The sequence below is a fragment of the Amycolatopsis sp. NPDC024027 genome, from assembly GCF_040638975.1.
GTDB lineage: Bacteria > Actinomycetota > Actinomycetes > Mycobacteriales > Pseudonocardiaceae > Amycolatopsis.
Genome location: NZ_JBEZYY010000032.1, coordinates 70,041 through 84,942, shown reverse-complemented (window position 1 = coordinate 84,942; position 14,902 = coordinate 70,041). Strand labels below are relative to the sequence as shown.

The 14,902-nt window shown below is 67.6% G+C and carries 15 protein-coding genes; 5 read left to right on the top strand and 10 right to left on the bottom strand.

The window, feature by feature from the left end; all coding sequences use genetic code 11:
* Positions 1-368: 368 nt before the first annotated feature.
* Positions 369-680: a hypothetical protein gene (locus AB0F52_RS46240; protein WP_360185183.1), complete on the bottom strand. Its 312-nt coding sequence runs from the start codon at positions 678-680 to the stop codon at positions 369-371.
* Positions 681-1,217: 537 nt separating this feature from the next.
* Here AB0F52_RS46240 and AB0F52_RS46235 point away from each other — a divergent pair.
* Positions 1,218-1,997 (top strand): hypothetical protein, encoded by a 780-nt coding sequence (locus AB0F52_RS46235; protein WP_360185180.1) that lies wholly within the window; start codon positions 1,218-1,220, stop codon positions 1,995-1,997.
* A 25-nt stretch (positions 1,998-2,022) separates the two neighbouring features.
* Here the strand turns inward: AB0F52_RS46235 and AB0F52_RS46230 are convergent, their stop codons facing one another.
* From AB0F52_RS46230 to AB0F52_RS46215, 4 genes are all read right to left on the bottom strand, one after another.
* Positions 2,023-2,346 (bottom strand): hypothetical protein, encoded by a 324-nt coding sequence (locus AB0F52_RS46230; protein WP_360185177.1) that lies wholly within the window; start codon positions 2,344-2,346, stop codon positions 2,023-2,025.
* Between the two features lie 403 nt (positions 2,347-2,749).
* Positions 2,750-2,902 (bottom strand): hypothetical protein, encoded by a 153-nt coding sequence (locus tag AB0F52_RS46225; protein WP_360185174.1) that lies wholly within the window; start codon positions 2,900-2,902, stop codon positions 2,750-2,752.
* 44 nt (positions 2,903-2,946) lie between these two features.
* Positions 2,947-4,083, bottom strand: a complete 1,137-nt coding sequence (locus tag AB0F52_RS46220; protein ID WP_360185171.1) for a hypothetical protein — start codon at positions 4,081-4,083, stop codon at positions 2,947-2,949.
* Between the two features lie 475 nt (positions 4,084-4,558).
* Positions 4,559-5,785: an ATP-binding protein gene (locus AB0F52_RS46215; protein ID WP_360185168.1), complete on the bottom strand. Its 1,227-nt coding sequence runs from the start codon at positions 5,783-5,785 to the stop codon at positions 4,559-4,561.
* 201 nt (positions 5,786-5,986) lie between these two features.
* On the opposite strand from AB0F52_RS46215, the gene AB0F52_RS46210 reads away from it, so the two are divergent.
* From AB0F52_RS46210 to AB0F52_RS46195, 4 genes are all read left to right on the top strand, one after another.
* Entirely contained in the window at positions 5,987-6,703 is a 717-nt protein-coding gene (locus AB0F52_RS46210) for a hypothetical protein (protein WP_360185165.1), read from the top strand.
* 191 nt (positions 6,704-6,894) lie between these two features.
* A complete protein-coding gene (locus AB0F52_RS46205; protein WP_360185194.1) occupies positions 6,895-7,242 on the top strand; it encodes a CocE/NonD family hydrolase C-terminal non-catalytic domain-containing protein in 348 nt (115 codons plus the stop codon).
* 70 nt (positions 7,243-7,312) lie between these two features.
* Positions 7,313-8,764, top strand: coding sequence for an OmpA family protein (locus AB0F52_RS46200; RefSeq protein WP_360185162.1), 1,452 nt, complete (start codon positions 7,313-7,315; stop codon positions 8,762-8,764).
* Positions 8,765-9,229: 465 nt separating this feature from the next.
* Positions 9,230-9,799, top strand: a complete 570-nt coding sequence (locus tag AB0F52_RS46195; RefSeq protein WP_360185159.1) for a hypothetical protein — start codon at positions 9,230-9,232, stop codon at positions 9,797-9,799.
* 763 nt (positions 9,800-10,562) lie between these two features.
* On the opposite strand, the gene AB0F52_RS46190 is transcribed toward AB0F52_RS46195, so the two are convergent.
* The 5 genes from AB0F52_RS46190 to AB0F52_RS46170 form a co-directional block, all read right to left on the bottom strand.
* Positions 10,563-11,630: an integrase core domain-containing protein gene (locus AB0F52_RS46190; protein ID WP_360185156.1), complete on the bottom strand. Its 1,068-nt coding sequence runs from the start codon at positions 11,628-11,630 to the stop codon at positions 10,563-10,565.
* 359 nt (positions 11,631-11,989) lie between these two features.
* A complete protein-coding gene (locus AB0F52_RS46185; protein ID WP_360185153.1) occupies positions 11,990-12,535 on the bottom strand; it encodes a nuclear transport factor 2 family protein in 546 nt (181 codons plus the stop codon).
* On the bottom strand, positions 12,532-12,729 hold the full coding sequence (locus AB0F52_RS46180) for a ferredoxin (protein ID WP_285992952.1): 198 nt from the start codon (positions 12,727-12,729) through the stop codon (positions 12,532-12,534). Before AB0F52_RS46180 ends, AB0F52_RS46185 begins: the two co-directional genes overlap by 4 nt.
* Positions 12,726-14,075, bottom strand: a complete 1,350-nt coding sequence (locus tag AB0F52_RS46175) for a cytochrome P450 (RefSeq protein ID WP_360185150.1) — start codon at positions 14,073-14,075, stop codon at positions 12,726-12,728. Before AB0F52_RS46175 ends, AB0F52_RS46180 begins: the two co-directional genes overlap by 4 nt.
* Positions 14,075-14,854 carry an SDR family oxidoreductase gene (locus AB0F52_RS46170; protein ID WP_285992950.1) on the bottom strand — a complete coding sequence of 260 codons (780 nt, stop codon included), beginning with the start codon at positions 14,852-14,854 and terminating at the stop codon, positions 14,075-14,077. Before AB0F52_RS46170 ends, AB0F52_RS46175 begins: the two co-directional genes overlap by 1 nt.
* Between the last annotated feature and the right edge of the window lie 48 nt (positions 14,855-14,902).

Genomic DNA, 14,902 nt, shown 5'->3' with positions numbered 1-14,902 from the left:
GCGGCTGTGCCAGCAGCCACAACGGCTCCGGGCACCACTTCTCCACATCGTCCATCGTTGATCAACGATACCGCCTACCTTGCAACACACCCAAAAGAGATGCGGTCTTAGCAACCTCGGCGGGTAGGAACTGTCCACTATTTGACCAACAGCTGACGGCTATCTACATGCGGCTATGAGGCGTCGAGGGCAGCCCGGTCCCAGCGAGGACCTCGATGAAAAAGGTCAGATAGTTTGACGCGATCGGCGGAAGTTCGCGTCAAACTATCTGGCCTGTCGCAGCTCGCCGTGCCGCGGCAGGCCAGCCTTACCGTGGCGCTACGCGACTTTCGTGTATGAGTTCGGTGCACGGTGAAGTTCTCGCGCTGCTACGGCAGTGGCGCGACGAACTGGACGAGGCCGAGCTGACCGTGCCAATCGACCTGCCCACGCTGCAGGCCCGGCAGCGGTTGGAGGCGCAGCGGTTTCCCAGCGTCGCGCAGGCAGTCGAGCTGCCGCACGCCGCCGCGCCCCATGTCACGTCCCCCGCCGGCCTCGCCACGGCTCCGCCGAAACGTCCCAAGACGTTCCGGGACGTCCCCGCACACCCCGTTCAGCACGCCGCCGAACAGGACACCACGCCGAACGTCCAAAACGTCGCCGCGATCGACGTCCAGCCTGACCTCGACGTCGACCAGCACCGATGTCACGTCCCACGAACCGGCGTAGCTCCGTGCCGCCCCGGCCGCGACGCGCCGGGCACCGCACGACACGGAGGCTGCCAGCCGGGCGCGCCGACGGCCCACCGCTCGGATCCGCTGGACGACACCGAGCTGGGCCACCACGCCGACACACACCGCGGCTCCCCCGAAACGTCCTCAGGACGTCCTGGACGTCCCGCGCGCTGGGGCACCAAGCTCCGCACCCGCCCCGCCGGCACCCCGACGTTGAACTCCCGGCGCAGGGCACCCGACGAAGCCCCGCCGAGGCCGCCCAGCGGGCCCGCGCCGACGGCACCCCCCATCGAATGTCACGTCCCCCCTCCCCGGCTCCGCCCCCTCCCCCCGGCCGAACCCGGGGCTCCGCCCCATCAGCGAGGAACCACCCGTGAACCCCCATCACCGGGACTTTGCGACATCCCCACCACTCGACTCCGCCGAGCAAACCGGTTCGTAACACCGGGGTGATCAACGTCGACTCCCGCCGGTGACCATGACAGGCACACCGAAGGAGCAGCGGTGACAGGTCCGCGTGGGAGGATCACGACCCCCGGGTCGCGCGCGCAGCCGGTCAGGGGCTGGCTGGGGACGCTCGCGGACGTGCTGGCGGTGGTGACGGTCGTGGTCCCGCTCGTCCGCGGCGAGGACTGGCCGAGGAACTCGATCCTGCTGGGGGTCGCCACGGCGCTGACGGCGGGCCTGGCCGTGCCCGGCCTGCTGGGTGTGCGCCGCGGGCTGGGGGTGCTGGCCGCCCTCGTCGGCGTCGGTGTGGCGATCTGGGGTGCGGTGCACCTGCTGAAATTCGGCGGTGGCTCCACCGAAACCACGTCTGTTTCGACGACCGCCGCGGCGACGCCGCCCGTTTCGACTACTCCGCCCTCCGAGACGCCGCCGTCCAGGAAACCGCCTTCCCCGACGACGTCCCCTCCCGCTTCGACGACCGCGGCCTCGCCCGGCTCGCAACGCCGGATCATCCTGCTCAAGGCGCAGGCGGCGGACCTGGACGCCGGACGGCAGGCGAGAGCGGGCGACTCCGGGGCGGACGTCTGGCTGGACAACAGCAGGTATTCGACCAGGTACCTGATCACGCCCCTCCGCGGCGGGCTCGCCGAGTGGACCGGCAGCGGCACGCCAAGCGCAAAGGAGTGTGGCGAAGCACTGGACGGCGCGGCAGTCCCCGCCATCGAGAGCACCACGGGCACGGCGTTCTGCGCCTCGACCTCCGAAGGCGGCGTCGCGTTCGCCAGGGTGACCGAGGAACGCGACGACGGCGTGGTCCTCGCGGTTACCAGGTGGTAGCAGGAAGGCGCAGGTGGCCCCGGGGTTACCCGACCGCGGTGAAGCGGACCGGTACTGCGAGCACGAGCACGGGTTGCAAGCGCGCTCGAGCACCGTGCTGTGCGACGACACCGCCCTTCAGCACGACGGGCACCATCACGCCCAAGATTGGCGTCTTGATGCCGTTCGCCATCAAGACGTCGACGTTGAGCACGACGATCGCGACGTTCGACGTCGCCAACTCGTACGTGCCGACGTGCTCGGCGACGACCTCGAAGACCGGCTTGCCTAAGGCCTTCACCGAGCTGCAGCCGCGCGTCACGAGCTCCAGCAGCACGACCAGGCGCGGCGGGCAAGCCCCCAGGAACATGCCGGCACCACACGACACGGAGGCTGCCGGCCGAGCGCCGACGGCTCCACCGCTCGGATCCGCCGGACGACACCGAGCTGGGCCACCACGCCGCCCACCAACACGCGCCGCCGCCGAGCCACGTCAAGCCGGGGGGCACCGCGCGGCGCCCCCAGGAAGCAGCACCGCCAGCCAGCCGACACGGCCCGGGCCACAGCCGGCGAGAGCTCGCGCAGCCGAGCCAGGTCAGCTGAACCCCGAGCTCCAGACCACGCGGCGCGACCAGGGGCCGACCCCTGAGCAGCCCACCGTCACGTCCCCCAGACCGCGAAGCCAACGACGCGCCCGCCCGCCCGCCGGCCACCGCCGCGGCGGCCTGGAGCCAGCCGGCGGCCGACTTTGACCCGCCTTCAGGCTTCAGGCGTCAGGCCTGCTCGGTCTGCCGCTCAAGGTGTCGGACTCGCGCCGCGTCCTCATGCGCGCCGAGCAACTCGCGCTTCGGCTCGCCCTCGTTGAGTGTCGGAAGATCTTGCGCCGGCACGCCGGGGCAGCGGGTGGCGCAGATGATGCGCCACATCGACCCAGGAAACACCGCGCAGCACCTCGCAATGGCGCCAACCGTCAGAAGACAGCCCGCGGCAGTATCCTGCGATTGACGAGCTCATAGCCAAGATCGGCTTCTTGGAGTGCCGAGAGTCGGCTCCGCAGCCGGTCGCCCTTGAGAGAGTTGTCCAGGTCGAGAGCTCGATACAAGTAGCTCTGCCACGTCACGGAATCCAGGACCGGCGGCGCCGGAGGGGGCCACTCCTGCGACGGCCAGCCGTCAGGAACGAGCGCTTCCCGAGGGCGTCGATCCGGCGCTGGACGCTGTGCGTCCGGCAGTTGGGGAAAGCTCTTGAACGGGAAGATGTAGGGCGCGGCAAACGCGCTGGATTCGATACCGGCATCCGTGATGATCCACTTCTCGCCGAGGTACTCGCTGACCGGCTGGGTGGTCGACCAGAGATCGGTCTCAGTGCCGTCGCGGTGGGCGATGGCGATCCCGAGGCCGTGCTGCAGATTGCGCAGCGCCACCTCCCAGTCGATCAGGCCCGAGCGCCATGCTCCGTCTTTCTGCAGGCTCTCGATCAAGGCAACGCCCATGTGCTGAGCCGACGTGCCGGGCGGCCAGGGAAGGCCGACGTTGGACGCGCGACGTGGGGCTCCGAGAACGAGGATGCTGACCTCTTTGTGATCAGCGCGACCGTCTAGCCGGAAGTTCCCGCCCAAGAATCGGAAGTGCAGGCGGATGGGGGTCGGCGGGTCGGATGCCGGGATAATGAGCGAGTCCCCTGACAGGGCGTTCATCCCGGCCGCTCGTTGGAAGACGTCAAGGACACGATCGTGGGTGGGTTCGCTGAGCTTGTCGACCTCGGCCGCCCGCGTGCGGCGGCGGTGGTTCAACTGTTCCTCGACAAGGGTGTTCATCTCGTCAAGGTGTGCGGCGAGCCGGCGCTCCGTCGCTTCAGTGACCTGCGCTGTGACCTGCTCGGCGACGTCCTTGGTGACGGCTCTGGTGATTCGCCGGGTAAAGCTGGGTTCGAGAAAGACGAGAACGCCGGCAAGCAGGACTCCAGTGCCGACGTTGACGAATACGCCAGGCCAGGCGTCGCGGCCCTGCCACGCGACAGCCCAGACCACAAATCCCACGCCGACGATCACGACCGGCAGCAGCGCGCCCCATCGCGGCCGCAAACGTTCGCGCCGCTCATCAACCATGACGGACAGTCTAGGAACTAGAACCGACATCCCCGGGCTGCGACGCGGCCCTGCCTGAGGCCGTCGGACGGCAGTGGCGCGGCGCATCCCAGAGTTGGCCCGTGCTCCGGGCCCGGGCGTCCCACCGCGGGAAGCCTGCGGCTCCGAGCCAGGACACCCAGGCCGCCGCCGTCGACTTGGCGGTGGATCTTCGCCGTGTCTTCTCTCAGAGAAGGTGGCTATCCCGAGCGAAAGGGAGCGAGGACGACGGGTAGTGCCTGCAATACCTGCCGGGCTCGGCTGGGAGTGGCTGGCCTCAAAGCGATCAAAGCCCGTTCATGCTCCACGCGACGACACTCCTCGGTGACCACCACGTCGGCTGTCTTTCTGCTCAGGGGCGAGCACGACTCCGATCCGGTCGTCCCCATCGGTCCGGGGAATTCCGCCGGTCAAGGGCGGCTCCTGGCCGATGGCATTGCGAAGGCCGCCGCCTACGTCAGAGGGCTGACCGGGGAATTCCCAGGCTGCGCAGCAGCGTATTCACCAGACGGCCCGCCACGTCGGCGGGTGCAGTGACTAGTTCCTCGGTTGTCGCTGTCGTCGTTCGTTCGTAGGAGTCGCCGGCGTAGGGGATCACCCGTTGGGTGAAGCTGCGCAAGGCGTCGCCGCTGCAGGCGTCGTTCATCGCGTCGATCCGCAGAGCCAGCTGCCACTGGCCTTGGTAGGCGGCGTGCTCGTCGCTCAGAGCGCCGACGAACGCGACGAAGGATCGCGTCAGCCCCCGCACGATGCCGGGATACACGACCCGCGTGGTCTCGTGCCTCAAGCGCTCGGGAGTCTCGGTGATGACGCCGGCTCCGCAGGTCAGCCGCACGCCGCCGTCCTCGCGGACTTCCAGGTCGAGTGCGCTGCGCTCGTAGGGCCGGTAGTCCGGGCTCAGTGTGGTGAACGCGGTACCCTGCGGGCGCCGGAACGACTGGGGCAGGTTCACTAGGTCCGGTTCGACGAGGTCAGCTCCCCGGGCCGCGCGGATGCCGCCCAGCATTCGGTTGACAGTCTCGTGAGCGTCGCGGCGCTCAAGGAAGTCGACCAAGCATTCGGCCGGAGCCGTGTCCGGCTCGGCGAGCAGGTAGAGGTGGCCGTATTCGCGCGGGGTTATCGGGTCGTGCGTGGCCATGGCGCCGAGCGCATCGAGCACATCCGTGCGGGCGCGAGACCGGTCGGAGATGATGGCGCGGACCTGTTCGTCGGCCAAGCGCATGTTCGCGCGGTCGCTGCGCCCGTAGTAGGTGTAGTCGACCATGTGCGGCGCATACGGGCTGGGTGGCACGTGGACCAGCAGGCAGCCGGTTCCGGGGGCGTCCGGGTTCTCGATTGGGTGCGAGCCGACCGTGAGTGATGGACGGACTTTGTCGCGTGCAATCTGGTCGATCCGGTCGGCCAGCCCCGCCATAGGTGTTCCGCAGACCGCGCCCGCGTGGCTGTCGTGGTCCTCGATGCCGATGATCAGCAGGCCACCGTCGACGGCAAGAGAGGCGAGGTCCTTGGCCAGGTCGGTGTTCACCGATGCTTTGCCCGCCGCGACCTCGCGCTTGAGGTCCACCCAGTGCGACTCGTCGAGCAACCCGCCCTTGGCAGCCTCGACAACGTCGGTCCAGCTGGCCGGAGTCCAGCGCTTCTGCTGAGGGCCCAGGTAGGCGCTGGTGCGCCTGGCTTCTGTCATCCGATGTGCTTACCAGCTACCTCCGGTTCGCCGGGGGAGCAGCGCCGGACCAGGAGAGGCAGTGCTAGCCAACACGTGCAGACCGGCCGCCGTCAGCACGCGTGCGCGGGTCGGCGCCGATCGCGGTGCAAGGGCAGTCGCTCGGTGGTGGATCGAACGCGTCAAACGGAAACCGGTGGACGTTTCTCCTAGCCGGGTGAGGTGATCAGCCGCCTGCGTACATCCGTGATCTTCCCGAAGGACTCCGCCTGGAACCAAGTCGAACTCAAGCTCCTGGTCGACGGCCAGGACGTGGTCGGATCGGTGTTCGCAGAGGGACCGTGGGCGGACCCCGATGCGCTGCTGGGGCCGGACAGCCCGCTGCTGCCTGGCGCGGAGCCCCGTGAGGTGATGCTCGCGGAGGCGGAGTGCAAGTGGGGCTGCTGCGGCGCCATCCTCGTCCGAATTCGCCGTGACGGCGGCGACATTGTCTGGGATGAGTGGCGCAATCCCGACGACCCCGGCTTGCCGTTGACGGCGATCCGGTTCGACGCGGCCCAGTACGAAGCCGAACTCGCTCGTGCCCACGGCACGCGGTTGTGGGAGTGGCCGGCCAGGACGGTGGCGCGGGAGCTGCGCACCCGACTGCGCGAGGACTCCGACGTCCTGGGCCGGTGGAACAGCGGCTTCCACGGTGCCACCTCCCTGCCCGATACGCGTGAGCAGATCCATCTGACCTTCTTTTCGCCGCCGTGGGATCTCATCGAAGACCACCGGCGAAGGACCGGTGAAGTCCCGGACCACACCCAGTTCCTCGCGCGGCTGCCTGTGACCTCGGAGCCTGCCGAAGTCCAGGCCGAGCGGATCGTCGCGGGGTTGCGCGCCGGCGATCCCCGTGCGAGCGTCGAGGTCTGCGGCGGCTACACCGCACGACGATGACCGCCGGCCTACTGGGGTCGGCGTACTCGTCGCCGTCGTGAGTGCTGGCGTGCAATATCGGCCGGACGGACCAGCACGACAACCGGCAGTTCACCACCGGCCCCGGCGGCACAACCGGGGACTCGGTGTCCGTACCGGCCGCCCCCACCGCCGGTCGCGCGGTGACGCGCGCGCCGAGCTAGCGCGCCGATCTGCAGGTCTCTACAGACGGTCCCGACGCCGCCCTGTTCCTCGCCGTGCGAGTCCTGGACCACGACGGTGTCGAGGTCACCTCCACCGGAGCGATCGCCTCCGAACAGGTCCTGATCAGCGGGTGGCTGCGGCTCTCCTACCGCAAGACCGACCCGACGCGCAGCCTGCGCTGGCGACCTTGGCGCACCCACGACAAATTACGGCCCGTCAAACCGGGTACGAGCTCCCCCGTCGAGGTCGAAATCTGGCCCACCGGCATCGATCTCCCCACCGGCTACGCCCCTGGCGCTGACCATCTGCGGACACGACTGCGCCCGCAGATCTTGCATTGTATCTGGGTGAAATAGAAACCATCCGTGCAGCGATAGATAGTCTGTGCCTGCTCTCTCCTGGTTGCGCCACCCGGCTGTGAGCGTCGTGTCCTCGATCGTGCTCGCTGCGGTGGGCAATCTCGCGACCAGCACCATATCGGTCAGCGGCGTGTGGATCGGAGTTGTCTGGGTGGCGTTCGTTCTGCTCGCAGCTCCCGTCGTCCTTGAGACAACTCGGGCTGGCGCATCGGTCGAGAACGGCCGCAAGCCGGTGCAGCGGCCGTCCGGTGGTCTGGCGGGTCGCTGGTACGGCCCTGACAGCGACTGGCTGCGCGACTCGAGGGCGATGTTGCTTACGGGAATTGCCGTCACACTGGCCGTGACCGTCACGTTGGCGGTCTCGCAGCCGGCCATGCCACCTGCTTCACCGGATGCTGTACCGGAAGCTGGAGACGCCGCGAGAATTTCCTGTCCGATTGAAAGCGGTCCACTGACCCTCGCCGTCTCCGGCCGGCAAGGCAGTCCAGGGTTCGTCATGGACTCCGATGTCGAACAGTTCGTACGAAAAGTGATCGACCGGCCGGAGCAGACCGGCCCGGTGAGCCTGGTTACCATCGACGGTCGGCCAGGTCTCGCCAAGCGGGTGACTGCTAAGCAGTTGACGGCCAACGGCGCTGCGCACGACGAGAGCGTCCAGCTGCTGCTGGGCACCTTGAAATCCGACGCAGCAGCCGTTCGCGCGGTTTTTCCCGAAGCTGACCTGCTTGGCGCTCTGGACACGGCGGCCCGGTCCAACAAGCCGCAGAACTCAGGCACAATCATCGCGTTCGATTCGGGCTTGTCCACCACGGGCGGCGTCAAGTTCGACAGCACCACTACGATCGACGCGGATGCGAAGGACCTTCTCCAACATCTGGATGCCGCCGGATATCTGCCCGACCTGTCCGGAATTACGGTCGTTTTCGTCGGTCTAGGCGAAACGAGCCCACCTCAGGATCCGCTACGACCGGCACAAAGGAAGCACCTTTCTAATCTCTGGGAGGCGGTGGCACGGCACGCCGGCGCCCAATGCGTCGCGACCGTCGATGAGCCTGCCCAGGTAGGTGTGCCTCTAGGCGTCCCGCCAGTCCGGTCGGTCCACATTCCTCCGCCACCACAGGCGGCAGCGTCGGGCGCAGATGACTCGTTCGTCCTGTCGACCAACGGCGAACTCCAGTTCCTGCCCGAAAGCGCGAAGTTCGAGAACCCCACTGCTGCGGCGCAGGCCCTTGAGTCGATAGCGAAGGCGATCTCCGGGCCGGGTGTCCGGCAGGCGACGATCACAGGTACCACTGCTGACATCGGCTCGAAGAACCTCCAGCGCTCTCTCTCGGCTGCACGAGCACGCGCGGTGGCTGACCTACTTGTCCAAGCTGGCGTCCCGGCAGACCGGATGACGACTCGTGGGGTCGGGAGCGACTTCCCAGAGTACGTACCGGATCACAGTCCCGGCGGAACCCCACTTCCCGGACCGGCTCAGCAGAACCGAACCGTGAGAATCGATCTGGTCCGGAGTTGACGGACGCAACGGACGGGTCGCCGACCAAGGTGGCGAGCCGGGTCGGACCGCTTTGACGCACCGTCTGAACCATCTCACGCCAAGATCGGCCAGCGTCACGGGCACGCGTACGAGTCAGATATCTGTCCCAAGGTCGAAGCTGCCTCTTCTCGGCGGGCAGCGGCTGCAACACGGTCGCCACCCCCAGGCGCGGCGGCCCCGGCGCCTAACCGGATGGGACGCATGGTGAGTCGCAGAAAAAGGCCAGATAGTTTGACGCCGATGTGCGCCGGGCGCGTCAGGCTACCTGTCTTGCCGCTGGTCAACGGCTTGTCTCCGGCCAGCTCAGCTGTCGCTTGACAGTGGCCGCTTCGCCAGCTCGGCGCCGGGCGGCAGGCAGCGGTAGCAACCGCAGCCGAAGTAGTCGGCCAGCCAGACGACCTCCGCCGAAAAGCCTTGGCTGTCGGCACCGTGATAGCAAGCGCGATGATCGTGGCGATCTTGGCCAGCATCGGGTCCAAAAGGGATGCCGACTGGTGGGCAGCCCTGGGTCAGTGGGTAGGAGGCGTAGGCTCGATCATCGCCGCGATCGCAGCCGTTTGGATTGCCCAACGCGGATGGGATCTGGCGGCCAGGGAGTCCCGTGAACGTGAAGCATCGTTAGTCACGGCCTGGATCTCGTCGGGTGACGATGGAACGCCGGTCTTGTCTTACATCAACGCCGGAGCCTCGCCCGCCTACGACGTGGCGGTCAAAGCCTGGCTAGCCGGACATGTTTATGAGTTCGATATCGGCAACATCGCGCCGACAGGAAAGCCAGGCACCGCACTCCAGGACTGGACGGAGGTACTCCGACGCGAGGTCCTAGCGCAAGCAGTCGTCAAGGTCGGAGCTAAGAGCCAGTATCAGACCGACGAATTGAGCGATGCCACACCAAGCTTCGCCGTAAAGCGAGCTTCGCGAGAATTGACGAGGTCGATCCGCTTGGAGACCACATTTCGCCGTGGGAAGCATCGGTGGCGCCTCGATCACGACGGCAACCTCACTCAGCTCTGATCGCTGCTCGACAGCTCCGCCCGCTTGACCGTGTGGTCGCGTTCCGCTCCCTCGCTCTGCCGCAGCACCTCGACCACGTTGGCCGCCACCTCGGTCACCGTAGCCGCCAGCGAGCTTTTGACCTTCTGTGGGGCGTCGGCACCGGTGAACTTGGCCGAGCGCTCGTCGAGCTTGATGAGCCGATTTACGTGAAGCCGAGAGGGCGACAGCACGAGCTGAACGGCGGCCGACGCGGAGTAAAGCCGCCCCAGCCGTCGCCGGTGGTGCAGCGCGCCCGGTAATCGGACCTGCGCACCTCAGCGGCGCGAACGTACCCGATGACCCTGCGCTACACTCACGGCATGATCTCCCCAAACACGGGAGATAACCCACGCGTGGGGGTTCAAGTCTTCGGACACAGTATTACCCCACGAATCGCTAAACGCGATCTTGAAACCGGGTCGATCGTAGCTTGGCTCGAATCGACCTCCTTGAGCCGCTATCCGGCGCCGTCTATGTCGTGTCGCGTTGCCAGCCCTGCGTCGACACGCGATCTTGCTGGCGGGGTAATCGAGGTACGGCCGTAGAACGCGAGGCGCAATCCAATGCTGTGCTTGGGGCGGGAGCGGTCTGGATCGCTTTGCCGACGGTCATCCACTGCGCGAGCAGGTCCACGGTCTCCGTCGATGACGCTGGCGGCCTTGAGGGTGGTCGAGGTGGGATCACGCTGGATCGAGGTACCTGTGGGGTTCCAAAAGTCGGTCACCGGCGCTGACCGGCGGATCTACGCGGCCCGTTCGTACTCGTTGATCAGGCCTCCGAGAAGCCGTTGTCGCTTGATCCGCTGACAGTTGAGGTCTGCCGCAGAGTGAGTCGGCCGGGGTGGGCGAAGCTCTCGGGAACGGTGTGGTCGTCGACCGTTGTAGTGCCGGACGTACTCGGCGAGCACCGCGCGCAAATGCCGCTCGTTGAGGATCAACATACGATCGGTGAGCTCGGTTCTGACTGTGCGCACGAACCGTTCGGCGTAGCAGTTCGCCCGTGGGCAGCGTGGCGGAATCCTCACCGTCTCGATGCCCACGTCAGCCAGGACGGCGTCGAAGGAGGCCGTGAACTGGCCAGCCCGGTCGCGGACGAGAAATTTGAACTCGTTGGCTCGATCACCAAGATCCATCACGAGGTTGCGGATCTGCTGGGTGGTCCACCTACTGTCCGGGTTCGTATCCGTGCCGAGGACGTGGACGTAGCGGCTGCCGACCTCCAGCACGAAGAACACGTAGATCCGCTTGAGGGTGAGCGCGCAGTCGACGTGGAAGAAGTCGCAGGCCAGCATCGTCGAGGCCTGTGTACGCAGGAACTGCCGCCAGGTCGTGTCGGTGTGCCGGTCCGGCGCCGGAGGTATGCGCGCCCGCTTCAGGATCCGCCGGATCGTCGAGGCACTGACCCGGTGTCCGAGCTTGAGCAGCTCACCCTGGATCCTCTTGTAGCCCCAGCTACGGTCCTCTGTGGCCATCCGTTCGATCAACCCGGCGATCACCTCGTCGACCGGTGGCCGGCCGACCCGATGTGGATAGGTCCACTTCGCAGCTACCAGCCGACGGTGCCAGCGCAGGACCGTGCCCGGGGTGACTAACCGGTGCGTTCGCAGGCCCTTGGGCAGCAGCCGAACCAGCGCGGCGAACACAGCCCGGTCAGCCCAGTCCAGACAAGGTTTCCGATTGCTTCTGCGCAGTACGGCCACCTCATGGCGCAGCACCAGCAACTCGACGTCCTTCGACTCCGACGAGCGCCCGAGCAACACCACCAGGCCCACCAGCCGAAGGAAGATCAGATATAGCAGACGCAACGACATGGCTGCTGATCATGCCCTGCCCACCGAACGTGCCATTGCCCCCAGGTCAGAATCCATGAGCCGACTTCTGGAACCCCACACGTACGTTGATCTGGAACGAGACTCACCTCCGGCATGCGCTTCGTGAGTACGAGCGGCACTACAACCAGCATCGAACCCACCGGTCATTGGCCGCCGCGGCGCCGCTGCGAGCCCGGCCCCAGGCCCTTGAACCCGAGGGGATCGAACGCCTCGTGATACGCCGGCAGGACCGACTCGGCGGAGTCCTCCCTGAGTACAGACATGCCGTTTGACCTGCGCGGACGTGATTTTTCGGCACGCACACGGTTGCCACGCAGCGAAATCGGTGCCCGCCCGCGTCACCAGATCCCGATCGGGGATTCGCCGCGGCGGTAGTGCCCGGGTTGGGGCTGGGCCGCCCGCGCCACGCGTGCCTTCAAGCCGTCGGACAGCTTGCCCGCTTCGAGCATCTCCATGAACAGGGCCGCCGCGTTGCCGAGGTCGAAGAAGTCGCGTTGCCAGGACCACTGCCACTCACCGGCGTAGCGGAACCAGCTTCCGCCGATGCCGGCGACCTCGTACCGGGAGCCGTCGGGGCGCCGCGCGTCGGCCATCTGCTTCCAGAAACCGACGACCTCGCCGGCCCGGTCGTCGACGAGCACCTTCTGGTACGGGTACGTCCAGCCGTCCAAGCCGGACATCTCGGTGCCCAGGGCGTGGTCGCGGATTTCCTCCCGGCCAACGGAGATGAACACCTCTTCGGGGCCGTGGTGCCAGCCGTAGGTCGCGTCCACTGTGTACATCGCGGCGAGCGGTCGCCAGTCGCCGGTCTTCTCGCAGCGTTCGTTGGCTTCGAGCCAGCGGCGGACCATTTCGTCCAGCTCTTCACGCGGGAAAGCGGTCACGACGGCTCCTCCAGGATCAGCGCTTGGGTCGGGCAGCTCCGCACGGCGTTCTCGACCTTGACGCGCAGTGCGGCCGGCGGCGACTCGTCGAGGATGATCACCGTGCCCCGCTTGGGCACCTCGAACACCTCGGGTGCCTCCAGCTGGCACATGGCGTGTCCCTGACACAGGTCGAGCTCGGCTTTGATCCTCATGACGTGCGCCTGCGGTAGCGGACCCGGCAGGGCTGGGCGAGCTGGACGACCATCTTCGAGTGATCGTTGCGGTAGGTGTCCGGCGGCTGCGCCGGTTCGAAGGCGAAGTCGCGCAACAGCACCGAGAAGACGGCTTTGAGCTGCATCATGGCGAACGCCGCGCCGACGCAGCGGTGCCGGCCCGCGCCGAAGGGGATCCACGTCCACCGGTTGAGCAGGTCCTCCTGACGCGGCTCGGCGTAGCGTGCCGGGCGGAAGGCGTCGGGGTCGGGGAAGTCCTCCGGGATGCGGTTGGAGATCGCGGGCGTCGCGCCGACGTAGTCGCCTGGCCGGATCGAGTGCCCGCACACCGTGAAACCGGTGCTCGCCACGCGCAGCAGGAGGATCAGCGGCGGATGCAGGCGCAGGGCCTCCTTGATCGCCGCCTCCAGCCGCGGGATTTCCCGCAGGGCCTGGAAATCGACCGATGATCCGCCGTCGTGGAGCCGGTCCAGCTCGTCGAGCACGCCGTCCAGCACGTCCGGGTGGCGCAGCAGCTCGATGAGTGTCCAGGCGGCGGTGCCGGAGCTGGTGTGGTGCCCGGCGAACATCATCGAAATGAACATCCCGGTGATTTCGTCGGCGGAGAACCGCAGGTTTCCCTCGTCGTCCCGGACCGACATCAGGACGTCGAGCAGGTCGCGCTCGTCGCGGGTGGGCGGCGGGCCTTCGGCTCGTCCGGTCATGATGCTTTGCACCAGGTCGACCAGCCCCGCTCGGGCCTTGTCGCGGCGCCGGAAACTCTCGATGGGGGCGTACGGGTCGACGTACGCGAGCGCGTCCGTGCCGCGTTCCAGCTCGTGATAGAGCCGGGCGAACCGGCCATCGAGCTGGTTGCGGAATTTCGTGCCGATCAGGCAGGCGGAGGAGGTGTAGATGGTCAGCTCGGCGAAGAACTCGAGCAGGTCGATCTCACCCGCTTCGCCCCAATCGGCGACCATGCGGTCGATTTCGCGCGAGATGGTCGCGGCGTGGAGCTTCATGTGCTCGCCGCGCAACGCCTGGTTGTGCAGCATCTCCCGGCGCCGCTCGGGGGAGACGTCGAACACCACGCCGTCGCCGAAGATCGGCTTCATGAACGGGTAGGCCTCGCCCTGGTTCAGCTCGTCGTCGCCGGCGCGGAAGAAGAACTCGTTGGCTTCGGCGCCGGACAGCAGCACCACCCGACGGCCGGCCAGATCGAACGCCCCGACGTCGCCGCACTCCTCGCGGACCCGCCGCATGAGCCCGATGGGGTCGGCTCGCAGTTCCTCGAGGTGCCCATGTTCGGCGTCGCCGCCGGACACCAGCCGTGGCTCGAGCGCCATCACGGCTCCCGCAGCGGTGCCTCGGGCTGTGCTTCGACCAGGGTCAGGTGGACGCCGCGGGGTGCGGACACGACCGTCGTGACCGCGGCGGCGATGTCCGAGGCGCGCAGGAAGTACGCGTGGCGCGCGAAACCCCACTGTTTCCACTCTTCGAGCATGGTGAGGGTCGCCTGCTGGTCCCAGCCTTCGGCCAGGCTGGACACGGTCGGGCCGGGGCGGACGATCGAGGCTCGCACCCCGGTGCCTTCGAGTTCCATGCGCATCGCGTGGGCCATCGCCTCCAGCCCGGCCTTGGCCGGGACGTAGGCGCCCATGCCAGGACGCGGCGCGGGAACGACGTCCGAGCCAATGAACACGACGTCGCCGCGGCGGCGGGCGACCATGTCCGGCACGACGGCCGACACCAGCCGGTGCGCTCCGATCAGGTTGACGCCGACCTGTTCGGCGAAGGTTTCGCTGTCCTGCTCGTGGATCGGCGAGGGCTCGAGGCCGCCGGCCGCGGACACGAGGATCTCGATCGGCCCGATCGCCTCGGTCGCCGCGGCCGCGAACTTGCGGACCGATTCGCCGTCGCCGACGTCCAGTTCCAGCGCGACGGCCGCGCCGCCCGCGGCGCGGATCTGTTCGGCGATCTCCTCGGACTTCTCGACCCGGCGGGCGCCCAGCGCGACCGGGTGCCCTGCCTCGGCGAGCGCGACGGCCGTGGCGGCGCCGATGCCGGAGGACGCGCCGGTGACGATCGACGGCCGCTTCTCCGGATTAAGGGCGAATCGTGGCATGACGCCGGCCCGTTCCTGTGCTAGACATGTGTCCAGACGGTAGTACGG